22 protein-coding genes are annotated in these 25,465 nt (G+C 48.2%); 12 read left to right on the forward strand and 10 right to left on the reverse strand.

Annotation, left to right across the window (positions count from 1 at the left end):
• Positions 1 to 6: 6 nt before the first annotated feature.
• Both ABD836_RS03130 and gloB read right to left on the reverse strand, forming a co-directional pair.
• Entirely contained in the window at positions 7 to 1,698 is a 1,692-nt protein-coding gene (locus ABD836_RS03130; RefSeq protein ID WP_344932337.1) for a lytic transglycosylase, read from the reverse strand.
• Positions 1,699 to 1,770: 72 nt separating this feature from the next.
• The gene (gene gloB / locus ABD836_RS03135; protein ID WP_344932338.1) at positions 1,771 to 2,544 is read right to left on the reverse strand and encodes a hydroxyacylglutathione hydrolase; all 774 of its coding nucleotides are present in this window, start codon (positions 2,542 to 2,544) and stop codon (positions 1,771 to 1,773) included.
• 90 nt (positions 2,545 to 2,634) lie between these two features.
• Here gloB and ABD836_RS03140 point away from each other — a divergent pair, with 90 nt between their 5' ends.
• From ABD836_RS03140 to gspG, 7 genes are all read left to right on the forward strand, one after another.
• Positions 2,635 to 3,414 (forward strand): class I SAM-dependent methyltransferase, encoded by a 780-nt coding sequence (locus tag ABD836_RS03140; protein WP_344932339.1) that lies wholly within the window; start codon positions 2,635 to 2,637, stop codon positions 3,412 to 3,414.
• A complete protein-coding gene (gene rnhA, locus ABD836_RS03145; RefSeq protein WP_344932340.1) occupies positions 3,407 to 3,859 on the forward strand; it encodes a ribonuclease HI in 453 nt (150 codons plus the stop codon). Before ABD836_RS03140 ends, rnhA begins: the two co-directional genes overlap by 8 nt.
• Position 3,860: 1 nt before the next feature.
• A complete protein-coding gene (dnaQ, locus tag ABD836_RS03150) occupies positions 3,861 to 4,592 on the forward strand; it encodes a DNA polymerase III subunit epsilon (RefSeq protein WP_344932341.1) in 732 nt (243 codons plus the stop codon).
• Between the two features lie 149 nt (positions 4,593 to 4,741).
• The gene (locus tag ABD836_RS03155) at positions 4,742 to 6,463 is read left to right on the forward strand and encodes a FimL-related protein (RefSeq protein ID WP_344932342.1); all 1,722 of its coding nucleotides are present in this window, start codon (positions 4,742 to 4,744) and stop codon (positions 6,461 to 6,463) included.
• On the forward strand, positions 6,460 to 7,107 hold the full coding sequence (locus ABD836_RS03160) for a hypothetical protein (RefSeq protein WP_344932343.1): 648 nt from the start codon (positions 6,460 to 6,462) through the stop codon (positions 7,105 to 7,107). The genes ABD836_RS03155 and ABD836_RS03160 overlap by 4 nt, the downstream gene beginning before the upstream one ends.
• Before the next feature lie 60 nt (positions 7,108 to 7,167).
• On the forward strand, positions 7,168 to 8,196 hold the full coding sequence (gene sohB, locus ABD836_RS03165; protein ID WP_344932344.1) for a protease SohB: 1,029 nt from the start codon (positions 7,168 to 7,170) through the stop codon (positions 8,194 to 8,196).
• A gap of 11 nt (positions 8,197 to 8,207) precedes the next feature.
• Entirely contained in the window at positions 8,208 to 8,705 is a 498-nt protein-coding gene (gspG, locus tag ABD836_RS03170; RefSeq protein ID WP_344932345.1) for a type II secretion system major pseudopilin GspG, read from the forward strand.
• A 130-nt stretch (positions 8,706 to 8,835) separates the two neighbouring features.
• On the opposite strand, the gene nhaB is transcribed toward gspG, so the two are convergent.
• The 7 genes from nhaB to ABD836_RS03205 form a co-directional block, all read right to left on the reverse strand.
• Positions 8,836 to 10,341 carry a sodium/proton antiporter NhaB gene (nhaB, locus tag ABD836_RS03175; protein WP_344932346.1) on the reverse strand — a complete coding sequence of 502 codons (1,506 nt, stop codon included), beginning with the start codon at positions 10,339 to 10,341 and terminating at the stop codon, positions 8,836 to 8,838.
• Positions 10,342 to 10,612: 271 nt separating this feature from the next.
• The gene (locus tag ABD836_RS03180) at positions 10,613 to 11,317 is read right to left on the reverse strand and encodes a phosphatase PAP2 family protein (protein ID WP_344932347.1); all 705 of its coding nucleotides are present in this window, start codon (positions 11,315 to 11,317) and stop codon (positions 10,613 to 10,615) included.
• On the reverse strand, positions 11,304 to 12,935 hold the full coding sequence (locus tag ABD836_RS03185; protein ID WP_344932349.1) for a phosphoethanolamine transferase: 1,632 nt from the start codon (positions 12,933 to 12,935) through the stop codon (positions 11,304 to 11,306). The genes ABD836_RS03180 and ABD836_RS03185 overlap by 14 nt, the downstream gene beginning before the upstream one ends.
• A gap of 195 nt (positions 12,936 to 13,130) precedes the next feature.
• Positions 13,131 to 13,811, reverse strand: coding sequence for a 4'-phosphopantetheinyl transferase family protein (locus ABD836_RS03190; RefSeq protein WP_344932350.1), 681 nt, complete (start codon positions 13,809 to 13,811; stop codon positions 13,131 to 13,133).
• 89 nt (positions 13,812 to 13,900) lie between these two features.
• Complete coding sequence (locus tag ABD836_RS03195; RefSeq protein WP_344932351.1) at positions 13,901 to 15,229, reverse strand: glycosyltransferase; 1,329 nt, start codon at positions 15,227 to 15,229, stop codon at positions 13,901 to 13,903.
• A complete protein-coding gene (locus tag ABD836_RS03200; RefSeq protein WP_344932352.1) occupies positions 15,230 to 19,342 on the reverse strand; it encodes an amino acid adenylation domain-containing protein in 4,113 nt (1,370 codons plus the stop codon). It abuts the gene before it with no gap.
• Positions 19,343 to 19,880: 538 nt separating this feature from the next.
• On the reverse strand, positions 19,881 to 20,858 hold the full coding sequence (locus tag ABD836_RS03205) for a sulfotransferase family protein (RefSeq protein ID WP_344932353.1): 978 nt from the start codon (positions 20,856 to 20,858) through the stop codon (positions 19,881 to 19,883).
• Between the two features lie 437 nt (positions 20,859 to 21,295).
• Here ABD836_RS03205 and ABD836_RS03210 point away from each other — a divergent pair, with 437 nt between their 5' ends.
• Both ABD836_RS03210 and ABD836_RS19480 read left to right on the forward strand, forming a co-directional pair.
• Positions 21,296 to 22,198, forward strand: a complete 903-nt coding sequence (locus ABD836_RS03210) for a LysR substrate-binding domain-containing protein (RefSeq protein ID WP_344932354.1) — start codon at positions 21,296 to 21,298, stop codon at positions 22,196 to 22,198.
• A gap of 121 nt (positions 22,199 to 22,319) precedes the next feature.
• Positions 22,320 to 22,571, forward strand: coding sequence for a helix-turn-helix domain-containing protein (locus ABD836_RS19480; protein ID WP_425583015.1), 252 nt, complete (start codon positions 22,320 to 22,322; stop codon positions 22,569 to 22,571).
• Between the two features lie 137 nt (positions 22,572 to 22,708).
• Here ABD836_RS19480 and ABD836_RS03215 read toward each other — a convergent pair whose 3' ends face one another.
• Complete coding sequence (locus tag ABD836_RS03215) at positions 22,709 to 22,990, reverse strand: hypothetical protein (RefSeq protein WP_344932355.1); 282 nt, start codon at positions 22,988 to 22,990, stop codon at positions 22,709 to 22,711.
• A 376-nt stretch (positions 22,991 to 23,366) separates the two neighbouring features.
• On the opposite strand from ABD836_RS03215, the gene ABD836_RS03220 reads away from it, so the two are divergent.
• From ABD836_RS03220 to ABD836_RS03230, 3 genes are all read left to right on the forward strand, one after another.
• Positions 23,367 to 23,954, forward strand: a complete 588-nt coding sequence (locus ABD836_RS03220) for a hypothetical protein (protein ID WP_344932356.1) — start codon at positions 23,367 to 23,369, stop codon at positions 23,952 to 23,954.
• Positions 23,955 to 24,017: 63 nt separating this feature from the next.
• On the forward strand, positions 24,018 to 24,431 hold the full coding sequence (locus tag ABD836_RS03225; RefSeq protein ID WP_344932357.1) for a hypothetical protein: 414 nt from the start codon (positions 24,018 to 24,020) through the stop codon (positions 24,429 to 24,431).
• 115 nt (positions 24,432 to 24,546) lie between these two features.
• Complete coding sequence (locus ABD836_RS03230) at positions 24,547 to 25,464, forward strand: hypothetical protein (RefSeq protein WP_344932358.1); 918 nt, start codon at positions 24,547 to 24,549, stop codon at positions 25,462 to 25,464.
• Position 25,465 lies beyond the last annotated feature (1 nt).

The raw sequence follows: 25,465 nt of genomic DNA on the forward strand, positions 1-25,465 counted from the left end.
AACCCATCACAGGTCTGCGTGGGTAATGTCTACATACAAGGTTAGAGATTGACCGGGACGCAAATACTGGCTGGTTTTAATTGAATTCCATTCTGCGATATCACGAATTCGTAGATTAAAACGGCTGGCAATGAGTGACAGCGAGTCGCCACTACGCACCTTATATCCCACTTTACGAATAATACCTTGTTTACTGGTATTCGCGGCCTTACCCCAAATTACTAACTTTTGCCCTGGACGAATGGTGGCGTTGCTCGCCAGTTTATTCCAAGTATTTACCTGTGCGCTCTTAACGCCGTATTTACTGGCGATACCGCTGATAGTATCGCCACTACTAACAACGTGCTGAAGGCGGCTCGCTTCGTTGACGGCTTGTCCGCGGTTTAGGCCACGCATAGGAGATATGCCGTTGCCGGCATCTGGGATGAGTAGCACTTGACCAACTTTTAGAAGGTCTTTATCGAGTTGGTTACTGGCCTTAAGTGTAGCCACGTCGACATGGTGCTCACGAGATATGCCAATGAGATTATCACCGCGCTGAACGGTGTAGCGCTGCCAGCGCACGCGATCTCGTGGCTCGACCTTGGCTAGGCGCTGCTTGAAAACCTTAGATTTTGTTTTCGGTATCAATAAACGGTGAGGGCCGTCTGGTGCAGTTACCCAGCGGTTAAATCCGGGATTGAGCCGGTATAGCTCATCAACGCTAACCTCGGCCAGTTTTGCCGCTTGGGCTAGATCGATCTGGCTGCCCGTGTCGACGGCAACAAAGTGCTCGCTATTGGCCAGGGTTGGTAGTGTTAGGTTATAACTGGCGGGATTTTGGAAAATTTTAACCAGCGCCAGCATTTTGGGTATGTAATTTTCCGTTTCTTTGGGCAGTTTTAAGGACCAGAAGTCGGTGGGCAGGCCTTTTTTGGTGTTTTTGTTAATGGCTTTGTTAACCGTGCCGGCGCCGGCGTTATACGCGGCGAGCGTCAGTAGCCAATCGCCGTCGAAGCGGCGATTAAGATCGCTTAAATAGTCTAAGGCCGAGTCGGTGGCAGTGATAACATCGCGGCGACCGTCATACCACCAGTTTTGCTCAATTCCCAAGTGCTTGGCTGTATTGGGAACAAATTGCCATAGTCCAGAAGCGCGGCCGTGGGAGTATGCGAAAGGGTCGTAGGCGCTTTCAACAAAGGGTAGTAACGCAAGGTCTGCGGGCATGCCTCGCGACTCAAGATTCTCAAGAATATAATAGATATATCGCGATGCACGTTTGCTGATTTTGGCGAGATAATACGCGTGTTCGGCATACCATTCTTCACGCTCTTCAACTGCTTCTTGCTTGGTTAAATCGCCAAAACTAAGGTTTTGCGCTAATCGAGTCCAAAGTTCTTCGGTGCTATCAGTCTTTGGTTTTTGTTCTGCGCTTGAAGATACTAATGCGGTGGGTATTTGTGTTTTCTTTGCAGCGGGCTCAGAGGCGCGCATCGGGAGTGCTTTGGTTTTACTTGAGTTGCTGCTGTAATACTTCGGTAATCCTCGGAGGGTATAGTTTGCGGGGTCTCCGGTCTGTTTTTTACGCTCAACCTCGCGTTCGTACTTGCACATACTTGCCGATTGATTTTCGGGCTTATCGCAGTAGCGCACATCACTTTGCGCTCGAACATAGCGACGCTGTGGTGTTTGGGCGCACGCAGCTACAAGTGATAGCAAAGTCGCACCAATAATGAACTTGTAAATGTTATTCGATATTCTCATATTAGTGCATTTAATCTGTTGTGGTATTCAAAAGTCGTCCTTCCATTTACGTAAGTTGGCAAAAATATCCTTTTCTTCCCGACACTTAAACGCGGCATGGGCATTTACACTAGCCTGCACTGCGCTTTTTCCCGTTCTCATGAACGGATTGGTCAGCAACTCTAATGCCAATTCGGACGGTACGGTTGGGCGTCCTTCTGCGCGACGCCCTGTGTCTGCTTCAATTCTTTCTTGTAAAGCCCGATTTTCGGGTTCCACCACTTGCGCAAAACGGAGGTTGCTCAGCGTGTATTCGTGGGCACAATACACCTCAGTGTTGGCCGGTAAAGCGGAGATTAGTCCTAGCGATGTCAACATTTGTTCCGCAGTGCCCTCAAACAAGCGACCACAGCCGCCGGCAAACAAAGTGTCTCCGCAGAATAACGACGGGGCAGGGCTGCTTTGTGCAATGTAATAGGCAATATGGTCTAAGGTGTGTCCCGGTACCGCGATCACATCAATTTTGTGGCCAAACAGCGTGATAGCGTCGCCGTGATTTAGGCGATGGTTAATGTCGGGGCATTGATTTTGCGGGCCGTAGACCGGCGTTTGCGGAAACCGCTCACATAGCGCTTCAATGCCGCCAACATGGTCATAATGGTGATGCGTAATAAGAATTGCGCTAAGCTTAAGGTGGTGCTGATCTAGGTACTTTAATACTGGCACAGCGTCGCCGGGGTCGACAATAATTGCCTCTCCGTCGTGGGCGACACACCAGATATAGTTGTCGCTAAAAGCAGATATGGGTGATATTGATAGCATAATCATTATCGTATAGTCGATTGCGCAGCTTAAACATTCTGTTCACCGCCTGCAATAGTTGCGGTGTAAATGTTGTGGGGGATATATAGCATGGCAAAATGGCGAGCACAGCACTCTCCAGAGGTTTTATTACCGGCACTTCGCGGCTGGTTTCAGAGTGATGTCGGGCGAACGATCCTGCTTGAGGAGCGCGCATTAATCGCGGCGGCGATCAGTGACACCAGCACCGCGAAATACAATCTGCTTAATTTGAGTGTTATCCCCGATCGCTGCCCGATTGACGTCAATGTGTATCAGCGCCAGTTCTGTCTGGGTGGAATAGGCCACTATGGGCTGAGCCAAGTGCTTGATGTGGTTTGCGATTTTGATGAGCTTCCGGTGGCAAATGAGTCGCAAGATGTTGTTTTACTTCATCATTTACTTGAATTCGTTGGTGATCCGCATCGCGTGCTACGGGAGGTCGAGCGCGTGATCGTGCCCCACGGCAAGGTGGTGATCTGCGGTATTAATCCCTATTCGCCGCTGGCAATGCGGGGATACCTTGGCCGTCTTAAACGTAGCGCCATGTGGCAAAATCACTACTTAAGCCTACACCGTATTAATGATTGGCTTTCGCTATTGGGGTTTGATGTGAATTTAGTGGAATACGGATTTCATCGCCTGCCGATTAACAGTCCTGGTTTTTTCATGACGCATAAACCCGCACCAAAAAATCTGCCAATGGGTGGTGTTTTTGTGCTGAGCGCGACAAAATACCGCGCGCCGATGACTCCCGTTCAAGAAAGACCAATGCGTCGCGCTAAAATTCTTCGCCATCCGACGATGGTCGGAGCAACTCGAACCATAAAAGCACGAGCAGACTATGAGTGAAGCCCCAGAACATGTTGAAATTTTTACCGACGGCGCCTGCCGTGGTAATCCTGGCCCGGGCGGCTGGGGGGCGCTGTTGCGCTACCAGGGTAAAGAACACAATTTGTTTGGCGGTGAACCACAAACAACCAATAACCGTATGGAATTAATGGCTGCAATCGAAGCTTTGCGGGCCTTAAAACGGCCCTGCGACGTAGTGCTAACGACCGATTCCCAATATGTCCGCCAAGGTATTACCGAGTGGATGGTGAATTGGAAAAAACGCGGCTGGAAAACAGCAGCCAAACAACCGGTTAAAAATGCCGACCTTTGGCAGCAGTTAGACGCGGCCGCCCAGCAGCATAAGGTCGATTGGCGGTGGGTGAAAGGCCATAGCGGTCATAGAGAGAATGATATTGCGGACGCCTTAGCGAATCGTGGCATAGACGAATTAAAGGCATCTTAATATGCGGCAAATAGTACTCGATACTGAAACCACCGGTATTGATCCCTCGCAGGGTCACCGGATTATTGAGATCGGTTGTGTTGAATTGATTGATCGCAAATTGACCGGCCGGCACTACCACCAATACATAAACCCTGAGCGAGAGGTCGAGGCCGGTGCGATCGAAGTTCACGGTATTACCAATGATATGCTCAAGGATAAGCCGGTATTTGCCCAGATCGCCGACGAGTTCCTGGAGTTTGTTCGCGGTGCGGAGTTGGTCATACACAACGCGCCATTTGATATTGGCTTTCTAGACGCTGAGTTTAAGTACCTTGCGCGTAACGACCCGAAAATGGCGACGATCTGCGGCGTAGTCGATACGCTCGTCATGGCTCGGCAGAAGCACCCCGGGCAGCGTAATAGTCTCGACGCCCTGTGTTCGCGCTACTATGTAGACAATTCCCAGCGTGATTTACACGGCGCACTGCTTGACGCTGAAATTCTTGCCGACGTCTATTTGTTAATGACCGGCGGGCAAACGGCCTTGTCTTTAGCGGGTGATGATGGCTCTCAACAGAGTGAGGGCGGGGTGGCTGGCGAACATCGCCGTATAAGTCGTGCTTCGCGGCGTTTGCGAGTGGTAATGGCGACCGACGATGAGCTAGCGCTGCATCAAAAACAACTGGCCGAAATCGATAAAAGTAGCGGGGGCAACTGCCTCTGGCAACAGTTACCGAGCACTGATTCCTAACCTTTTTAATAAGTCGATATATGAGAATTTCCTTAATAGTGCTGTGCTTCTCAGTTGTTTAATGCTAAATAGTCTATAAATAACCGCTAGTTAAACGACTAAGTCAAAGCAAAACTTGATGACGGCCCGGCGGGCTATAAGGAAATTAAGTGGCACTGAAAGTTGAAATAAATACCAGCTCATATGCTGTAGTGGCCGAGGAACTCGGCAAAACGCTGCAGCAGGCCACCAATGTCTTTGAAACATTTTTGTCCGAACGGCATAACCTCGGTCTATTGGAACAGTGTGAAATAGACCTTCGCCAAGTTGGCGGTACTTTGCGCCTGTTGCAGATTCCTGGTGCGGCGCTGCTGGCCGATGAAATGCGCTCCCTGTGTCACTCAATTTTACATAGTACCGAAGCAGTGCCTGAAGGGCAGTTGAACGCCTTGAGTACCGCGTTTTTTGTGGTGCCTCGGTATTTGGAATTTGTGCAGTCAAGGCATTCGGACATTCCGCTAATGGCCTTATCACATGTCAATGAATTACGCGCCGCTCATGGCCAACTGCTGTTACCAGACAGCTATTTCGACTCGACAACAAGGCCTTTGTTTAGTCGGGATTCTAATATCCGCCTGCGCAGTTCTACGCTTAGTGGTGCCGACCTTGAAAGAGACTTAAAGCGAATTGCTCATTTGTTTCAAACCGGCTTATTAGGCTTACTACGCGACGCCCAAGTTCCGCTGCAATTGACGTTGATGTCCCGTGCAATTCGTCGCCTGCGCAATTGCATTGAACCCGGACCGCAGCAGCGTTTTTGGCTAATCGCAGATGCCGTGCTGGAGGCGTTTGTCAATAACGGTTTGGAGCTTAATAGCCATCGCAAAAAAGTGCTCGCGGGCCTAGAAGGTCAATTGCGAGGGCGGTTAAAAAATCGTTTAACCCTAAATGAAGTTCTAGAACAAGAATTGAGCTATTTATTGGCCTTAAGCTCTTATCACGGCGGGATGACTGGAAAAGTCATGAAAGTGGCGAAAATCTACCCCGCAGAAATTAATGATGAGCAAATATGTTCGCTGCGCAAGCTCATGCTGGGTTTAAGCTATGACACCGTGTCCTCGGTCATCAACGAGCTGCGCGGGGAGTTGCGTCATGCTAAGGATGTTTTGGAGCTACTCGCTCAACATCAACGTAGTGACGAGGAGGAAATACGCCCTCTAATTGCGGTATTGAAGCAAAGCGCTGATATTCTGATGGTCCTGAATTTGCCTGCCTTTGCGGGCAGTTTAAATGAGCATGCTGTGGTACTTGATGGATTAATAGGTCGAGATCTTGTTAAGGAGCGCGGTCAGCTCGAGGATCTGGCGGAGACACTGTTATTTATTGACGGCAGCCTCGCGCAGATTGACCGCAGAAAATTAAATTACGAAGACCTTGGTGACCTTACGATTGAGCGCCGTGACGCGATCAGTTCAGACAACCAGTTAAGTGAAGCGCGTAGCATTGTTATTGAAGAGTCTACGGCGGCGATCGGCATGGTTAAACGGGCGATTTCCGCTTATATCGAGTCCGATTTTGATAGCAGCCATATTTCGAACTTACCTCAGCTACTGAACTCAGTACGCGGCGCATTTTACATGATGGGTGTCGCTAAGCTACCTGAAGTAACTGGTGGCGCAACAGAGTTTATGCGGAGCTTTGTTGACCGTAACAAGGTTAACCCCATTGAGGATGTGCAATCCTTAGAAACCCTTGCGGATGCCATGATCAGTATTGAATATTTTCTTACCGAGCTAGGCCGTCGTCATATTGCCGATGAACGAATTCTGCAGGTCGCAGAAGATAGTATCGCGCTCCTTCGTGCGCCACCAAGCGTCAGCGTGCAGCAATGAGTCTCGATCATACCCTTATCCTTATATCGGCAGGCGGCGTTCTACTATGCATGCTAGCGGTTTTACGCCTGCGCAAGCATCTATTTAGTGGCGCACTGGCCGTCATCATTACTTTTGGTTTTACTGCTGGCGCGGTTATAGTCAGCAAAGATGTACTGAGTTACCGCAATCTGGCCGATGAAACCATGGTGGCGAGGGTGTTTGTCGGTGCTCATAGTGAGGCGCAGCAGTATTTAGTTAGCGTCGATACGCTAAATGGCGAGCCATTACAGTCGTATTTATTGATGGGCGATCAGTGGCAAATTGACAGTCGGGTAATGCGTTGGCAGTTGCCAGCAGCGCGATTGGGTTTTGATAATCTATACCGTCTGGAGCGTCTGTTGGGGCGCTACGCTGATATTGAAAATGAGCGCAATGCACCGCGTACGATTTATCTCATCAGTCTCTCTGAACCGTTTGACGTTTGGGCGTGGCTGCGCAGTAATTCCGTGCTGAATGAATGGCTTGAAGCCAATTTCGGGAATGCTGTTTTTGCACCGATGGTCGATGGCGCCCAATATAGTGTTTATTTGGGCCGCAGCGGACTCTTTATACGTGCCGAAAACCCAATAGCAGTCAAAGCCTTACGTAATTGGTCTGCTTGACTTAGACCACCTTGCCGTATGAATATGTGGCACTTTTTAAACCTCTCTAGGAGTATGTTTTTGGAATTTCTATTGGAATACGGCTTGTTTTTAGCCAAATCCATTACGGTGGTCGTTGCCTTTGTTGTTATTGTCAGTGCCATTGCGGTGGCAAGTCAGCGCAACAAAAAAGAAGGTACTGACGGTCATATTGAAGTGACAACCCTCAATCACCGATATGAAGATTGGGAAGATTTGCTTAAATTTGAAATTCTTGACGAAGATAGCTTTAAAAAGGAACGTAAGGCCAAGAAAAAACAAGAAAAAGCCGATGCCAAGAAAAATGCCGACCAGCATCGCAAACGCTTATACGTACTGGATTTCGACGGTGACGTAAGTGCCTCTGAGGTTGAGTTCTTGCGCCATGAAATTTCAGCGATACTGACCGTAGCTCGGCCAGAAGATGAAATTTTGCTGCGTTTGGAAAGTCCGGGCGGTATGGTGCACAGCTATGGCTTGGCGGCATCACAATTGCAGCGTATTCGCGCGCATGGCATTCCGCTCACGATTGCGATAGATCGTGTCGCCGCGAGTGGCGGGTATATGATGGCCTGTATTGGTAATCGCATTATGGCTGCACCTTTTGCGGTTATTGGCTCGATTGGTGTGGTTGCACAGCTCCCCAACTTCAATCGTCTGCTTAAAAAGCACGATGTTGATATTGAACTTCACACCGCCGGCGCACATAAGCGCACGCTTACCATGGTCGGCGAAAATACCGACGAAGGGCGCAAAAAGTTCATTGAAGAACTCGAAGAGACGCATGTTCTGTTCAAAGAATTTGTCAGTGAAAATCGTCCGCAATTGGAAATTGACAATATCGCGACGGGTGAAGTTTGGTATGGCTCTAAGGCTCTTGACGTAAAACTGGTTGATGAAATTCGTACCAGCGACGACTACTTGCTGAGCCAGCGCGCTGATAGTGATATTTACGCGGTGAGCTACCGCCAAAAACGCAGCTTACCAGAGCGTTTAGGTTTTGCTGCGGAAGGCGCGATAAATCGCACACTGACGTCCCTGCTGGCTAAATTGAGCCAAAACCGTTTTTAAACGGTAGCAATTTGAGATTATTGCCATTGAACGGTCTGCTTAATGCTACTTCCTGGGGTTCTCCGGCGTCGAAAATACGCCAGCGGGGCATAAAACTTTGGGAAGTTGTCTTAGTGTTAGCGATTTCTAGTGTAATAGTTATCGTCATTAGTGTGATTGTTATGAAGCGAATCGACACGGCGCTTAAAGAGCAGGTCGACACGGATATCCGCCGCCTGTCCATGGCCTTGCACCAATACAAACTTGACAATAAGCGGTACCCCAGCAGCGAGCAGGGTTTAATTGCATTGTATGTAGTGCCTTCTATTGAGCCCGTTGCCGGCAAGTGGAATGGACCCTATATCAATCGCGAAACCTTGTTGCTTGATCCCTGGAAGAACCCCTATATCTATATTAGCTCCGATGCACCGCCAGGATTTGAAATATCCTCACTTGGTGCAGATGCAAAACTTGGCGGTAAGAATCAAAATGCCGACGTGCATATCAGTTACCAGAGTGACGAACACTAAGCAGCTTAAACATTCGGTTTAAACTGGCCTAACGCGTAATTCCAGAAACAACAAACCCCGGTTAGACCGGGGTTTGTTGTTTCTATCGCGGCGGCCAGCGAGTATTTAGCCTCGCCTACCAAGCTCGGGTTTAATCAAAGAGCCATACGGACATTAAGGCAACTCCACTCATTACAATGGTATAGGGTAGAGCCATAATCACCATTTTACCGTAAGAGAGGCGAATGAGTGGTGCGAGTGCCGAGGTCAACAAAAACAGGAAGGCCGCTTGGCCGTTAGGTGTCGCAACACTGGGGATGTTGGTGCCAGTGTTGATCGCAACGGCTAGACGCTCAAGCTCCTCGTGAGTCAGATTACCGGCATCGAAAGCCGCCTTCACTTCGTTGATATACACCGTAGCAACAAACACATTGTCGCTGATTACACTGAGTGCGCCGTTTGCGATAAAAAACATAACGGTACGCATTTGGCCTTCCATTGCTAATACGTAGTCAATGACGGGCTTAAACAAGTGCTGTTCATGAATAACGCCAACGATCGCGAAGAACACCACTAATAAGGCGGTGAAGGGCAGCGCTTCTTCAAATGCATGACCAATACGGTGTTCGTCTACAATACCGTTAAAGGCTGTTTGCAATACAATAATCGTTAATCCAATTAGCCCGACAGGCGCGAGGTGGAACGCGAGACCGATAACCAAAAACACCGCAACAAGGCCCTGCACAATCAGCATGGCTACGTCAGAAGGGGTACGTTTACGATCCTGCTCTGCGGAATACTCCTCGAGTACGGTACGCACTGAGCTCGGCAACTTAGCGCCGTAGCCAAATTTCCCAGTAACTTCCAGTAGCATGCAGGTCAGGAGGCCGGCAAACAATACAGGCATGGTGATGGGTGACATGACGCGCAAGAAATCCATGAAATCCCAGCCCATTTTTTCTGCAATCAACAGGTTCTGAGGTTCGCCAACCAAGGTACAAACGCCCCCCAGTGCGGTACCGACAGCGCCGTGCATTAGCAAGCTACGTAAAAAGGCGCGGAACTGTTCAAGATCTTCGCGGGAGTTATCGGTGACCTTATCATCGTCCCCGTGGTCGTGATCGCTGTGGGAGTGATGCCCCCCCGATGCGACGCGGTGATACACCGAGTAAAAACCGATTCCCACGGCAATTAAGACCGCTGTTACCGTTAGGGCATCTAGGAAAGCGCTTAACACTGCGGCCATCAATGAGAACACCAGTGATAAGGCTATTTTTGACTTTACGTTAAGGAGTAATTTTGTGAACACAAAAAGCAACAAATTCTTCATGAAGTAAATGCCGGCAACCATAAATACCAGTAGTAGAATTACTTCGAAGTTGTTGCGTGCTTCCATGTACACCGTTTCGGGTGAGGCCATGCCAATGATGATCGCTTCGATTGCGAGTAAGCCACCTGGCTGTAATGGGTAGCATTTTAGCGCCATGGCTAGAGTGAAGATAAACTCCGCGATCAGTGCCCAGCCAGCCACAAACGGCCCAGCGGTAAAGAAAAGAATTGGGTTAAGAATAAGAAAACCGATAATGGTTTTTTTGTACCATAGAGGCGCATTGCCTAAGAAGTTGCCAGCAAATGCTTGAACCATGCTCTGATTCATATAATCACTATCCTTAATAGTTGTCATTGGGCTCGGGGCGACCGCACGGCGCAGTCGGGTAATGACCGGCGGTAATGATAATACAGTCAGCAGCTCAGAACCATGAGAGTGTGGCAAACTATCTTAATCTATGGATAATTGTGTCTAATTGTTAAGTGCTATAGCGGGTTGTCAGTGCACTCACGCTGATAATAGTGGTCGCTCAATGAGTTTGGAGTGCGGCAACGTATACGCAGCGGTTTAATCAATCGCTCTCTGCGCTGCCACCTTTTTATGGTGGCTGCCGTGCGTTTGGGGGTGTCGCCTTATGCGGTGTCACCATTAGGGCAATGCAATTAACGACCAGCCAACAGAGCACCATGGATATTATGGTATGACTAGTAAAGTGGTGGCCGAGTAGCATTTTGTATGCGCCCATACTCCAGCCTATGGCGAGGGCGAGACCGAGCATTTGGCGACGCCGCCGCGGGGCTTTGGGTAAATAGTACAGAGCTAATAAAGCGAAGCCGCCGCTGGCATGGCCAGCGGGAAAACAGCGCTGCTGCTTTTCTGGTATTTCACCTAGTGGATAAGATTCAAAAATCTTTATATAGGGTATTTCGCCGCCGTATTGGCTTAGCGCATAGGGGCAGGCTACGTTCGTAGTGGCTTTTAGCGATGACACCACAGCAGGGCCAAGGGGGAGGGCGATCAATACAATCAGCAGGCCTTGGTGATATTGCTGTATTAGTCGGTGTTTGCGGAAAAACAAGAGACTTACGACCAGCGCAAGTTCAAGTGCCGGCAAAAGTCTTTTGGGGCCGTTGTAGAAGAAAAAATGCCGCCAAGGGTGGCCGTCGATCTTAAGTAGCCATTCCTGGCTGCTGCGGTCGTATAAAAAATTTTGAACCCATAAATCGAGGTTGCTAAGCTCAAAGCACAGCGTAATTACTATGAGCGCGCACAGTGACCACAGCACATGCTTAGTGGGTGACATTGTGGTCTTCGTTATCGTCCTCGTCTTTTAGCGCGACGAGTTTTTTGTCGGACGCGGGTAAAAGCTCAGTTGTCACTTCAAATACCGCTAAGAGCGTATCAAAGACGGCATCGTGGGAGTTAACTTGGTCTTTTAAGGCGAGCGATTGTGCAAAATCAATATCGGAAGATTCGCCGATCCAGGCAATTACGGGCACATGGGTCTGGGCTTTAGGTGCAAAGCTGTATGGCATGCCGTGAAGGTAAATACCTGACTCCCCTAGAGACTCACCGTGGTCGCTGACGTAGAACATGGCTGTTTCGTATTTTGGTGAATTGGCTTTTAACAGTCCGATGACCTTGGACAAGAAATAGTCGGTATACAAAATCGTATTGTCGTAGGCATTAATGATCTCTTGTTGCGTACAGTCTGCTAATTCTCCCGATTGGCAAGCGGGGGTAAATTTCTCAAATTCTTTCGGGTAGCGACGGTGGTAAGCCGGGCCGTGGCTGCCCATTTGATGCAGTACCACTAATATGTCGCCACTTTTGCTGTCAATATACGTTTGTAAGCCGCTAAGCATACCAATGTCACGGCACTCCTCGTCGCACACTGGGTTCAGGTCAGAGCTGCGGAAATTTTCAAAGGGCACGCGGTTGGCAACGCCTTTGGAATCGGAATTATTGTCTCGCCACAAAACGTTTACACCGGCCGCCTGTAATAAATCTAAACCGTTTTCGGTGTTGCGTGCGCTTTTTACATCGAAGCGGTCGTGAGCTGAATACGAGAACATGCAGGGTACTGAAATAGCCGTTGAAGTGCCGCAGGAGTAAATGTTGCTATAGCTAATTAAATTGGGCTCAGCTGCAAGGTGTGGGTTGGTGTCGCGCCGGTATCCATTTAAGGAGAAGTGATCAGCACGCGCCGTTTCACCGACCACGAGAATAACGAGCTCCGCGTGAGCCGCTGGGGTCTCTAGTATATTTGCAACCGCATTTAATTCCACAAATTGACGCGGTGCCGATGTAGGCGCAAAACTAGCAGCGAACTGTAGGGCTGAGTAAATCGGGTATGCGGGGCTAATATAGTAACGAACCGTTTTATGCTCCCGGAAAAAACTGGCGTATTGACTGCTGAATGAAAATACACACGCGGCCATAAGACCCGCTGCCACCAAGCCCGTAAATGCATGAGCTAACTTACCCTGTACAAACGGTTTACGACGCGACGGCAGCCACCAAATAAGCGCTGTTGGGAGCAAACCGAGGAGAAGCATCCGCAATGCCAAATTAACACTAAGTAAATCTGTAGATTCTGCCGCGTCTGTCTCAAAAATATTGCGGATCATTTCAATATCAATGACAGTGCCAAACTGGTCTGAAAAGTAAGAGCTTGCCGCCGCGATCAGCAAAAATAAACTCAGTGTTATTCGCCAGGGAAGGACCATGCTGATAACGGCCATTAATAAAACGAGGCAGGAGACCACCAGTACTGCCATCGAGATTAAGAATCCGGAATTACTGGTAAGTGGGTAGAACTCAAGGACCGCGCTAAAGAAAGTCAGATTCGCTGTCGCGGTTAGGAATACTGCGGTAAGGATAAAGATTTGATACGGTCGTAAGCGGTAGGCAAATGACATAAGGTTTCTCAATGGATCGACAAGCTGGCTTCGGGGTTGAAAATACGAGGCCATAATTGAGTTCAATATCGACAAGTGGCGTAAATAAGATTACGGCAAACAGTATCGACTAATAATTAAGAAACACTTAAGGGGAGTTAAATAAGGCATATTGCGCAGCCACTGTTGTGGCTATTGAACGGCGCAATTACCGCTTCAGGCTTGCTGCCCGATTTGGTCGTGATTGTTGGCACAGTGCAGAATCCAGGTGAGCACGCTGTTATCAATTGTTTGCCAATAGACCTTAAAACTGCAGCCGCGTTGCAGGTGTCGTGTTAGATTGCACAGTAAGCTTAGTTCTAACTCTCGGCGCGATATATTAATGTTTGACACGTTTACGTCGAGAAAATCAAAATACCGGCCCACTTCGGGATAGAGAGCCTTAAACAGCGATTCTTTCGCTGAAAAAACCACACTTAAGCCCTGCTCTGGATGCTGGAAATGCGTTGTGATCAAGGCCAATTCCGCTGGATTGACAATACTGGTGGCGAGTAATTCGAGATCTTGTGCGGGGATAAAAGATTCATAATCAATGCCGGGCCGAAGACGAGAAGGGCTGTCCACTAATTGCTTTGCCAACATACAATAAACCTGACCGCGATGGTGAGTGATCGCGCCGGCCACGCCGCTAGGCCAAACCGGGCTACGGTGACGACCGATACTAATGTTTGCTGGGGGCATACCAAGCGCGGCCATGGCGTGATTTGCCGCTATTCGGCCTGCGAGATATTCAGCCTTACGATGAGATACTATTGAGGTTAACTGCGGCGGAAAGTTAATGTCATAGTGTTTAAAAAGTGCGTCGCTGTAGTTTGCGGCATCAAAGCTACAATGCATGCAAACACCAGTAAAATTAGGCAAGGGGATGGACCGCGGCGCACTAACAAACTCTGACGTGAGCGATTTATTCGCCTTCGGTGCGGTACTTAAAACGGTGTCACCAGTGTGTCGGTGTGGGTGTTTTTAGTCGCTGGTGCGGTGCTCCTCGTAAATTTCTCTAGAACACCCCATTCTTCGAGCGTTGCAATTGCCGTCTTTACGCCGTCTTCTTGTGCTATTTTGCTGGCAAGTAGGGCTGCTGCAGTTTGCATTTCGTCAGCGCTTGCTGCGTTGATTGCTGCGGCTAATTGCTCTGCCGTTAGCGTTTTACGCATAAGTGCCGCGGGTGCAACGCCGTTTTGCTTTAGTCGCCATGCCCAGAAGGGTTGGTCGCCAAAAAAAGGAACGATCACGGACGGTATGCCAGCTCGAATGGTTGCCGCGGTGGTTCCTGCACCGCCATGATGTACAGCGAGTGCGACCTGAGGGAAGAGCCAGTCGTGGGGCGCAGCATCGATAAATAAAACGTTTGGATTGCTGTGATCTTGAACGGCCAATCCGCCCCATCCGGTAGCTATTATCGCGCGGCGACCTGTTTTCGCAATGGCTTCATTGATTATAGTGCTTAGGCCGTCGGTATCGTCACTGAGCATGCTACCAAAGCCAATGTAGATTGGTTTATCTCCGCAACTGAGAAATGCATTTAGCTCAGCCGAGGGCTGCCATTTGACTTCGCCTTGTAGGAACCAGTTTCCGGTTACTTGCACACCCGGTGGCCAGCTCGGTGACCGTGGAAGCAATGCGGGGCTATAGCCATATAAAATACGTCGGTCTTGTTTCTTCTGACGATAATACGGTCCGTACCAAGGCAGGGGGTTTAAATTTAAAGATTTACGCACGGGACCATAAGCCGCGCTGAGCATGCGCCAAGTTACGCCGCGTAATACGTGGTACAGGATTTCATTCAGTGTGCCGTTTCGCGGCCGGGCCGGGGGCGTTAACATCATCGGTGGAATATCAGGGCAGGGGGTTACCGGTTGCAAGTGGGTTTCGATCGAGGGAATGCCAAGCGCTTCACCAAGGGAGTTTGCTAGCACTGCCATCATGCCGTTGCCTAAGAGCAAATCGGCGCCCTCGGCGGCAGTAAGGCCTTCACTTGCCCAATGCTGCGACATGTCTTTAAGATGACGACGCGCGGTACTCATTAATGCCAGCGGGTTTAATCCCCGCTGAATGGCACGCGGGTCTTTTGCCATGACCTCCAGAAAATCTGCGGTGAGCGGTGAATATCGCAAGCCGTGGCTGCGAACCAATGTCGCGCAGGTTTGGCCGCTGGCAATACACACTTTGTGGCCGACAGATTGCAGCCCAAGCCCCAAAGCAATGAAAGGGCGAACGTCGCCTTGGGTGCCAATACTAAAGATTGTGATATTCATTTATATCCCGTGTAAGACCTTAGCGGATGGCTGAGCCATAAGCGTGTCTGCAATTAGGGGACCGATCAGTTCTAATGGCTGGGCATCAAACATCTGCTGGTGATGGCAGTCCACGGTATGCACACTCAATTCGCCTACATAGTCTTGCCATACCGCGGCGTTGTTCTGAATTACATCGCTAATCGCGCATTCGGCAGTTTGATTCGCAGCAACAAACAACATGTCAGCCTTGATTTTACCGGGCACAAAGTCGCGTGAAATTGCCAGGTTGTTTTCGATAATCTGCTGCACGCTAGCAATGATTTGCTTATTGCTTTGCTGCATTTCTTTTACAAATGGCAGATTGTATACATCGTATTCTTGGCATAAGAAGGCGCTGAGTTCGCCCATGTTTTGCGAATCAGCAGGTAGCGCGTTAGGGCTTAAGCCCATAAAGCTGAGGGCACTTTGTACTAGCAGGCGTTCATCGGTTGCGCGTTCTTCACCTTGTAAGTAAGGGTAGGCGTCGAGCAGCGCTAGGTATTCAATTTGTTCGCCGTCAGCCTCTAAGCGTCTGGCAACTTCGTGAGCGAGTAATCCTCCCATTGACCAACCCAATAGTTTGTAGGGTCCGGCGGGCTGTACCCGACGGATATGCTCAATATATTCTTTTGCCATTTCTGCGATGCTCTGCGGCAGTCGGCTGCCGGTGCTATGCGGATTCTCAGTTGTTAATCCTCTGGCCTGAATCCCGTAAAGATTTTGCTCACTATTCAAGTAGCGACCTAAACCGGTATAGGCCCAGCTCAAACCAATAACCGGATGGATACAGAATAGCGGCGCTACGGTACCGGCTGATTTTAGTGGCAACATGACACCAAGTGGGTCCACGGCTTTCTGTGATTGCAGTTGCTCGCTCAGCTCGGCAATTGTGCTGGCTTCAAATACTGCCGCGAGGGGAATATCCCGTTTCATTAATTCGCGCAAGCGTGAAATCATTCGTGCAGCGGTCAGTGAGTCGCCACCTAGGTCAAAAAAGCTATCATGAATGCCAATCTTTTCGAGTTCAAAAACCTCACACCAAAGGTCGACCAATTGATTTTCTAGCGCATTGCGCGGCGCCACATAAGTTTGGGTCAGCTGCCAGCTTGGTTCGGGTAGGGCGTTACGGTCCAGCTTGCCATTTACGTTGGTAGGCAGGCTATCAACACATACAAATACCGCTGGAATCATATAATCCGGCAGGGTTTGCTCCAGCTGTTTGCGCAGCGCGGCCGTATCGATATCCACTTGATTGCCGTTGTCATCGCTTACCGCAAGGATATGGGCAACCAGTTTTGGATCACCGCGGGGATCTTTACGTAGGGTGACAACGGCCTGTTTGACGGCCGCGTGTCGCTGAATATTGGCCTCAACATCTTCGGCCTCAACCCGGAAGCCACGGATCTTAATTTGAAAATCATTGCGGCCGAGGTATTCCAATACCCCGTCTGCTCGCCAGCGCGCAAGATCGCCGGTCTTGTAGAGCCTTCCTTCGCCAAAGGGGTTGCTAACAAACCGTTCAGCAGTCAATTCCGGCCGGTGTAAGTAGCCTTTCGCCACGCCGCTACCGCCGATAAATAACTCGCCGATTGCACCCAGTGGGACGGCTTGCATAGTTTGATCAAGGACATAAACCTTAGTGTTGTTGATTGGACGACCTATTGGTGGCATGTCTAGGTCGTCGCCGTCTAAGCGCATAATCGTAGACCAGATCGTAGTCTCAGTTGGCCCGTAAAGGTTAATAATTGGGTGGCCAAGCTTGCGCATTTTTTGGGCTAATTGTGCGGGAAGTGCTTCGCCGCCAACGAGTGGGCGAACGTTCTGGAGCTGGTCGGCATGGTCTGCAAGAAGAGCCTGCCAATGGGAGGGGGTTGCCTGCATCACGGTAATATTTTGATCAGTAATTAGGCGTGCTAACGCCGACGGGTCTTTGGCGACGTCACGACTTGCCATAACCACTTGTGCGCCAACAATTAAGGGCAGGTAGAGTTCAAGGGCAGCAATATCAAATGCCACGGTGGTGAGGGCAAGTAATTTGTCGCTGGCCGTAATGTGTAGCTCGTCTTGCATAGCCAAAAGGAAATTGAGCAAACCGGTATGGCTTATCTCAACGCCTTTGGGGCGGCCAGTCGACCCAGAGGTGTAAATGACATAGGCGCTGGTATCGCCGCCAATGATGGCTGCAGTATCGGCGGTATAAGTCTCAGCGATATCCAAATCAATGGTATCGAGATTGAGGACTGCGGCATTGTCGCTGAATTGCTTGTCGCTTATGGCCGTGGTTGACAGCATGAGCTGTGGTTTGCCTTCCTCTAAGACCATAGCTAAACGTTCAGCCGGCGCGTTTGGGTCTAAGGGCAAATACGCTGAGCCGGTTTTCATTATTGCTAGCAGGGCGGTAAGCATTGATTCGTCGCGGGGCAGGGCAATTGCAACAAGGTCACCTTCACGAATATTGCGTGAACCCAGTAAATTCACCAGATGATTCACACGCCGCGACAGCGATTGATAAGTGATCTTTTGCTCACCAGACACAAGCGCAATCGCATTTGGTGTCTTCGCAACTTGTTGTTCAAACAGCGTAATTAAATTTGTATCCGGTAATGCTTTGTCGGTGTTATTCCATTGGTTGAACAGCAGGTGCTTCTCCGTTTCAGCAAGCAACTCTAACTGAGAGATCGATGTTGTCGGATTGCTCAAAACAGCGTTAATAAGGCGCACGAAGCGATCTCGATGTTTGTCTAAGTCTGTTTGTGTGTAGAGAGCTGGGTTAGCGTCGAAATCAATTCGCAGCCCTTCGTTATCACCACGGTCGTAAATAAATACGGTTAAATCTTCTACTGTGCCATTGCACACGTTTTGCGCGAGGCATTTATGGCCGCCAAAATTTAAGTCGTAGTCAAAAGGCTCAATGTTTACCCCAACCCAAGAAATTTGCTGGCCTTGGCCGAGTAAACCCAGCTCACGGCGCAGATCTTCGTAGCGAAATTGCTGGTGGCGTAATGACTGGCGAACGGTCTTGGAAACTTGTTTGAGTAAGCTGGTTAAATTTAAATCGGCATTCATAGTCAAGCGGATTGATACCGCGTTGGCCATCATGCTCGGAATATTGCGCATTTCACGGTTTGCCCGCGCTGTAACAGGCATACCAAACACCAAGTCGTCAGAGCCCGTCATCCTATAAATGTATGCAGCGAATAGGCTTATTAACACCTGAGGCAAACTACCTTCCGCTTCCTTGCCGAGCTGCCGAAGAGTGCTGCTAGCGCTAGAAGATAGACGGGCAGTACTTCGGCGTAGGCCCCCAGCACGAACCGCTTTGTGCGTGGTCAGGGACACGGGGTCGGGTAGTGATTTCAGTTCTTCTAGCCAGTATGCGCGGTCACGCAGATAGCGGCTGGATTGCAAATATTTCGTTTCAAGCTCGTGTTGTAGCTTTAGCGGTAAAAATGGGCTGGGGCCAATATCCCGATCTTCGAGTAAGGCGTTATATATTTCCGCGCAACGGCGCGAAATAATACCGGCTCCAAAGCCATCTAACACGACATGATGGCTGCGTTGGTACCAGAAGAAACAATTTTCACTGATCTTAAAGAGGGCACAAACCCAAAGTGGATCGCAGGCAAGGTCAACGGGCTGGCTGAGTTCATGCATCATCCATGCTTCAGCCGTCGCCCGCGGATCATCGGCATGGGTCATATCAATATAAGGAAATGTCCCCTTATAGCTGTCGAGTATTATTTGTCTTGGGCCGTCGTCAGTATCAAGTATTTCAACGCGAGTCGTCTCTGCCTCAACGGTTATCTGATTTAACGCAGCAATGAAAATATCGGGCTGTATAGCACCAAGAATTTCGCAGTACTCAGCAATATTGTAAATCGCATTTTTAGGACCTATTTTCTCGCCAAACCAAAGTCCACGTTGCGATTGTGCTAAGGGGAGAATCCCCACATCTAAACTTGCCTTCTCCGCTTCCTTTTTAAGAAGCGCCTTAGAATTTTGATAAGCATCTTGCTCAATGGATAAATACACGTCGTTCTCAGATACAAGGGCTACTGTAGGGCGTAGCTTTGCAGTGATACTTTCGGTCATGAGCTTGATCTCTATAGCAAATTTACAATTCGAATCAGTGACACAAATTAACAAGTGAATGTTGTCGCGGTAGGCTTACGGCGAAAAGCGCGGACAAATGTTTTTCGAAAACGTTGAGTTCAAATTTATGTTCGAGCAAAACTATTCTCACTGATGGCGCGCTATTCGCTTGCCTAGCCCAAATTAAAATAGGCTTACAGCCCTAAAAATGCCCTACACCGTTTTCGTGTTCCTGCCGTAGGCTGTAAAGGTATCATACGTATTATTACTTATCATGTAGTGTGACATAGTGCTCATGAATTAATATCAATGCATTAGAAATCGATATTTCTCGCCAGTAATACACGGCATCTAAAGAGTGTGAACTTTTGGTAATGCAAGGTGGCAAATAGTGTGTATGTGTCGTAGCGAAGTATTTTGATGAGGATTTAATCTGAACAGCTAGCATAGGTAAGCGCCCCGGCTGAGGCGCTGTATACGAGAAAGAGTGGGAAGGGCTGTTCTATAAGGGTGGTGCGAGGGGCCGAGGATATCGGTATTAGGCCACTTCAGCCTTTGCGATCAAAATGTCTAACTCTTGCTGATAGTTGCGTAAAACCGGATTTATATTGTTACGCTGTTTAACTTCTAATTCGCCGAGCTTTTCGGTAATCGGCAAGTTTAAAAGCGTTTTCAGTGTTTCCATTGTAGCGGAGGGGTTGGCCACGAGGCTTTTATAGTCGATTTCGATAGCACGATCGCCAGGCATTTCGGCTATCTCATTGCGGTACGTCACAACTTGCCGGGCGACGTCCTTTGCTAATAAGCCCCTTGTCAGGCGGGCGCTATTATTACGGCCGATAGCTTTGCGTACACCGCGTAAACCCATCCACGCAATATAGCCCACTCGGTAGCCACTGCGGCCTTTACCGTTATCGAGTAAGGTCTCGAGGTAGTGTTGTGGCCCTTCTATATAGGAAAGTAAGGCATTGAGCATACTATTGAGCACGGAAATCGGCTCACGAGAAATATAAATGAAGCGGGCGTCTGGGTAGTAGCTCAGAATCCGCTTGGCGTTACCTGTGTCCCAAGGATTTTTTAATAGTACCGCTTGTTTGTCCTCTTGCACTGCCAATAGCTTCTGGCACATGGTCGAGAACAATGCTCGGTTCTTATCACATAGCTTAAATGTACCTGTTTTTTTCCGAAGCAAGAATCCATATTCCTCTACGGCATCGGCGTTAATTTCAGTGCCATCAATATTGCGATCTTTAATCCCTAAGTCTGCAAAATAGTGGTTGAGCCGATCTTTATCTTGCTGTTCAGTCCCATTCGCCTTATTGGTTAGAAGACGATCAAAATACATTAAGTGGTACAAACTCAAGTGCGCTAATGGGAATGACTTGGCAATACAATCGTATAAAAATGTTGTGCCTGAACGGTGTAAACCCATTATAAATACTGGCCTGACAGGGAGGTGTTTGATCTCGTCAAGCTTGGTAAGGTCTTCATTTGTGTTTGGGAATTGTGCAGTCATAAAACGACTCTTAAATTTAATATGCTACATAGCTGGTGTAGCTAAATGCGGAAACGCCGGAGTAAATCTTAGATGCGTAGTTTACCCAGAAATCGCTATTTAATATCAGACTGTGTTAACAGTTTTGTTTTAGCAGTCAAAGAATGGGGCGGCGGAGTCTACTGACGCGAGTACACGGTCGCCTGCCAGAAGCCCGCTACGACTGGACATAACCCCAAATGGCATCTATTCTTCGTGACGCATTGAGTCGCCAATAAAGCCAAATACACACTGTTAGTAATGTGAGTATATTGTCGTTAATTCTACTCGTTTGTATTAACGTAGGATGCCGGTCTGGTTTCTGTAAACCTCGTGAGAGTGTGTTTTGGTATCGTTCATCACTGCGGCTGTGTTGCTTTAAGCTCGCCGCTTTATAATTCACTTGAGCTTGCCCAATAATGTCCAGCCAGCATTTACCTTCTCTAAATCTGATTCGTGTATTCGAAGTAGCTGCACGCCGAATGAGCTTTAAGGACGCCGCCGAGGAATTATTTGTATCGCCACCGGCGGTCAGTCACCAGATCAAAATTTTAGAAGAAAATCTAGGTGTCGCCTTATTCAAACGAGAAAACCGGAAAATTTCCCTTACTGGAGACGGAAAGCGCTATTACCTCCACGTAAAACGGGGTTTAGATTTAATTAATAGCGCGACGTTAGCCGTGCGCAAGGAAAAGAAGAAGCGGCGCTTCATCATTAATACCTTACCGAATATTGCTAGCCTAATACTGTTTCCCAATATTCACGAATTTCAAGCTAAGCATCCAGAATTGAATATTCAGATCGATTCCGATGTGTCCCGAATAGATTTAGAAAACTCCGAGGCGACCGTCGCCATTCGCCATGAATGCGGTACCGAGCCGGAATTGACGTATCATCCACTGGTAAAAATTGCCTTAACACCAATTTGTCATCGCAGTTACCTTGAGCAGCACCCCGGCATAAAAAAAGGCGATTTCAGCAATTGTCGTCTTATTAAGATCTCCGGCGACACCTATCAATGGCCGCGCTGGCAAACGGAGTGGAATTTACTCCCAGATACGCCGAATGAGATCGTTGTTAGCACTGTGCAGGCGAGTATTGAGGCCGTAAAAAACAATATCGGTGTTGCCATGGGGTATCTGCCCACGTCATACCAATTTATGCAAAACGACGATGAACTGGTACTGCCTTTGGCTGACATGGTCACCGCGCACGGCGAATGTTTTTTGGCTTACCGCAATAATAACGCCGACGACGAGGTGATCATGGCATTTCATGAATGGTTGGTCGCTGTTATCGCTGAAGAGTGGTCGGATAAGTAAAACTAATCCGAAGTGCGGTATTTTTTCATTTGTCAGCCCCTTATTTGAGGGGGAAGATACTCGGCAGTCGCAACGGAATAGTGATAGCCAAATGCCTTTAGATAGCCCCAACCATCAGCCAATGTACCCAGAATCGCTGCCGCTTACACCCCGAGAGCTTCAGGTTCTAAAGGAACTTGCTCTAGGTCACAGCAATAAGACGATTGCTAAAATCTTATTCATTAGCACCTACACAGTGGATGGATACGTGAAAGATATTTATCGAAAATTAGGGGTTCGTAACCGTTCAATGGCCGCGGTATTTGCTTTCCAATATGGAATATTGGACATGACATCGTCGGGACTAGGCGGTTTCCGGAGTCAAAGTGCGTAAATTGCTAAGGTGGTAAGAGAGTTTAGGTGATTTCCCTAGTCGCTACAGCGATTAGGCCATGCCTCCAAATATACAAACTTTAGTTAGTGCCCTCAAAAATGAAAATCCTTCTTAACGGCAAGAGTTCAGCGTGTCAGCTATTTGATAGTTGAGTACGCTTTAAACGACGCTAACATCAATAGCCAGAACGTGAGCGACGCATGTAGCCAGTTATCGGCCATTTCAACGATCAAATCATTGGTCATCATTCGGTAAAGGCAACCTAGAATGACCGCTACCGACGCCAGAATAGCTAAAAATCTAAGCTCACCTTCATTCGATGAATACCCGAGTAAAAATGCAGGGATGCCGATGACAATATCGTTGGTTACCATCGAGTACGCCATGGTGCTCGCAAAAATAATGATGCTAAAAACCACCTTAAGTCCTATGTAGAATCGAAACACATTTCAGTATCGACATATTTTCATCTTTGTAAAGAGCGTGTTTTGGCTGTTAGATACGCTTGTTTCTGTAAAATAAACGGATAGCTTCGCAATAAGCAGCAACTCATTACCGGAGGAATTACCAAGAAATATTTGAAAATCACATGACGTTGAGTCCACGCAGCGGCGATACATTATCACCTAGCTATGGGGGTAAGGGTGCAGCGCAGGATGAGGAATAACGAAATCACGAAGTATTGTGCAGTAATGTGGATGTTTAATAATCACGGTAAACTATTGCTAGCGACGTAATGGATTGGCTAAGCTGGTCCTAACTATTTGTATCGGCAAGATTAAGATGAGCAGAATTATGAAGTATTGCATCGTACTACTCGGCATCTTGTTACCCACATTCAGCTATGCACTCGACAGTATTGAGCTATTAACCAGCGCTGAAGCCTCGCCTCAGAAAACAATCAAGTACTCTGCGCCACTCAAAAAGGCGATAGACGATTCTCTCGACATTGGCGACAGTCTGTCGAAAGGCACCTTAATATTGCTTAGTAAAAATAGGAATAACTATCGCGCTACAATTCAACTAGAAACCAGTATGTCGGTTACTGGGGAAGGCCCTCACCTCGATCTAACTGATTGGAAACACTGCACATCTGACTGGTTCAGCATTACGGAAGCAAAGGGCCGGGAGTTTTCACTGCCTGATTTCGATGCAATTAACGTCGATTGTTTTCCGACGATATCCGATGAAGAACTTAAAGCTGAGGTATTACGTGTGGGCGGCGAGGAGTGGGTAAGTATATTAGAGGGCGAGGGCTGGCCGGACGGTTATAAGCCTGTAGAAATCTCATCTAGTACCGTCCGTCTAAAGATTGAGGAGAAAACGGCTACTGGTTGGAATGTGGTAACCGTAATTAATATGAGTATTCCTATGGGGTGCTAGCGGGTGTTAATCGTGCTGCATCAGTTATTTCTTTTAAAGTACATTCTGTCCAGGGTTCATACCATGCACGTTAAGATAATTATATTACTTGTCATCAGCGTATTACTGCAGGGCTGTGCTGGCAGTAGAGCCAGTTATGAATCTCTTATAGAGACAAAAAACGATACTACGGCTATTTACCTGTCACTTGGTGAAACCAAAGAAATATTAGCGGTAAGTAATGGTTTTCCGGGGTGGTGGGGATTTTACCCCGGCGTCAGCTCGATCTCTCCCCAAATTGCGAGTATAGCCTGCAAGGATGAGCGTAGTTTGATACCGTTTCGCTCTCCTGGCGTTATTTTTGGTGGTGAGGTTTGCTATATAACGGCCAATAGCCTAGGCGAAACATGGGTATTCCCTGACAATAAAATGTCCCGAGGTATGTCAGGGCAGATCCCTCAGGAGAATAAAATAAAAATTGTTGTTACGAAGCCCTGATGGATATATTGAGATAGTGGCGCTCATTTTTAAGGCCTATGCTGCCAAAGTGCGATATGTTTTTCTTTGCTGGCTTGTAATTTCATTAATGATGCATGTCTTAGGTGATAGCTAGATGGTATTCACAGAACTGGCGAATCGCATATTGGTATTTCATTTTTTGTTTTTTGCCGTTCAATTCGGCCACGCACTAGAGGCTTCTAACCGTAATTGGCAGCTGTCCGCGCTGGGCGAAAAGGCAATGGTGATTAGCATTTCTAGTGGATTTGATGACCCCGGAAGCTTAACTCTCAGTATTGATCAAAATAATGTTTTTGAACGACCAATGAATCGCGGTGAGTTATACGATGTATGTCTTGAGAAAAGTACTCGTTTTCCAAGTTTCATCGTGACAGAAGTCCTAGAGGGAGTCGGGATTGAACAGGGCTATGTTCTGAGGAAAGACGCTAGTTGGCAATTAATAACACTTCCGAATGTAGACGGTGTAGAGAGCATTGATGAGCTTGAAGGCTGCGCTACTGCTGCCAGTAATTGGAGTTTGGATGGCGCGGCCGTTAATTGCGAATGTGATTTTAGCGGTGCTATCCGACAGCAATTGCGAGGGAATAATTGGCGTGATTTACTTGGCGAGTTTCAAACTGGCCTGTATCTAAATACATCAGCAGCTCAGCTTGATCCAAGGTTAATTGAGGACACCGCTCAGGTGGATCAGTTAGTCGCAGAAGCCCGCGCTAACGAGGTTATTGCCTTTGAGGAAACTGTAAAAAATCGTCGCTGGGTAATTATTGAACATAGAAACCCCATATACGGTTCGTTTTCCCTTGGAATGTTTAAACAGGATAAGCATTGGGCTGTTTGGTATTACGTACTGGGAAATAGCAAATCCTTTAATGCGATTAGCAATATTGACCGGCCAAGTGAAAATGTACTTTCCGGGACGCTTTGTATTACGGGCTGCGATTGGTGGGGCCGCTTAGTAAACGTTGAAATTAGTCTTGATACATTCAAGGTTGACGTTATCGAGCGCGAATGAG

It is taken from the genome of Zhongshania borealis (assembly GCF_039539625.1).
Classification (GTDB): Bacteria; Pseudomonadota; Gammaproteobacteria; order Pseudomonadales; family Spongiibacteraceae; genus Spongiibacter; species Spongiibacter borealis.

What these genes read in the sequence shown, in the direction of transcription:
- gloB (WP_344932338.1), bottom strand. Translation starts at nt 2,544, where the DNA reads ATGCTATCAATATCACCCATATCTGCTTTTAGCGACAACTATATCTGG.
- ABD836_RS03140 (WP_344932339.1), top strand. Translation starts at nt 2,635, where the DNA reads ATGGCAAAATGGCGAGCACAGCACTCTCCAGAGGTTTTATTACCGGCA.
- rnhA (WP_344932340.1), top strand. Translation starts at nt 3,407, where the DNA reads ATGAGTGAAGCCCCAGAACATGTTGAAATTTTTACCGACGGCGCCTGC.
- dnaQ (WP_344932341.1), top strand. Translation starts at nt 3,861, where the DNA reads ATGCGGCAAATAGTACTCGATACTGAAACCACCGGTATTGATCCCTCG.
- ABD836_RS03160 (WP_344932343.1), top strand. Translation starts at nt 6,460, where the DNA reads ATGAGTCTCGATCATACCCTTATCCTTATATCGGCAGGCGGCGTTCTA.
- nhaB (WP_344932346.1), bottom strand. Translation starts at nt 10,341, where the DNA reads ATGAATCAGAGCATGGTTCAAGCATTTGCTGGCAACTTCTTAGGCAAT.
- ABD836_RS03180 (WP_344932347.1), bottom strand. Translation starts at nt 11,317, where the DNA reads ATGTCACCCACTAAGCATGTGCTGTGGTCACTGTGCGCGCTCATAGTA.
- ABD836_RS03185 (WP_344932349.1), bottom strand. Translation starts at nt 12,935, where the DNA reads ATGTCATTTGCCTACCGCTTACGACCGTATCAAATCTTTATCCTTACC.
- ABD836_RS03190 (WP_344932350.1), bottom strand. Translation starts at nt 13,811, where the DNA reads ATGCATTGTAGCTTTGATGCCGCAAACTACAGCGACGCACTTTTTAAA.
- ABD836_RS03195 (WP_344932351.1), bottom strand. Translation starts at nt 15,229, where the DNA reads ATGAATATCACAATCTTTAGTATTGGCACCCAAGGCGACGTTCGCCCT.
- ABD836_RS03200 (WP_344932352.1), bottom strand. Translation starts at nt 19,342, where the DNA reads ATGACCGAAAGTATCACTGCAAAGCTACGCCCTACAGTAGCCCTTGTA.
- ABD836_RS03205 (WP_344932353.1), bottom strand. Translation starts at nt 20,858, where the DNA reads ATGACTGCACAATTCCCAAACACAAATGAAGACCTTACCAAGCTTGAC.
- ABD836_RS03210 (WP_344932354.1), top strand. Translation starts at nt 21,296, where the DNA reads ATGTCCAGCCAGCATTTACCTTCTCTAAATCTGATTCGTGTATTCGAA.
- ABD836_RS19480 (WP_425583015.1), top strand. Translation starts at nt 22,320, where the DNA reads ATGTACCCAGAATCGCTGCCGCTTACACCCCGAGAGCTTCAGGTTCTA.
- ABD836_RS03220 (WP_344932356.1), top strand. Translation starts at nt 23,367, where the DNA reads ATGAAGTATTGCATCGTACTACTCGGCATCTTGTTACCCACATTCAGC.
- ABD836_RS03225 (WP_344932357.1), top strand. Translation starts at nt 24,018, where the DNA reads ATGCACGTTAAGATAATTATATTACTTGTCATCAGCGTATTACTGCAG.
- ABD836_RS03230 (WP_344932358.1), top strand. Translation starts at nt 24,547, where the DNA reads ATGGTATTCACAGAACTGGCGAATCGCATATTGGTATTTCATTTTTTG.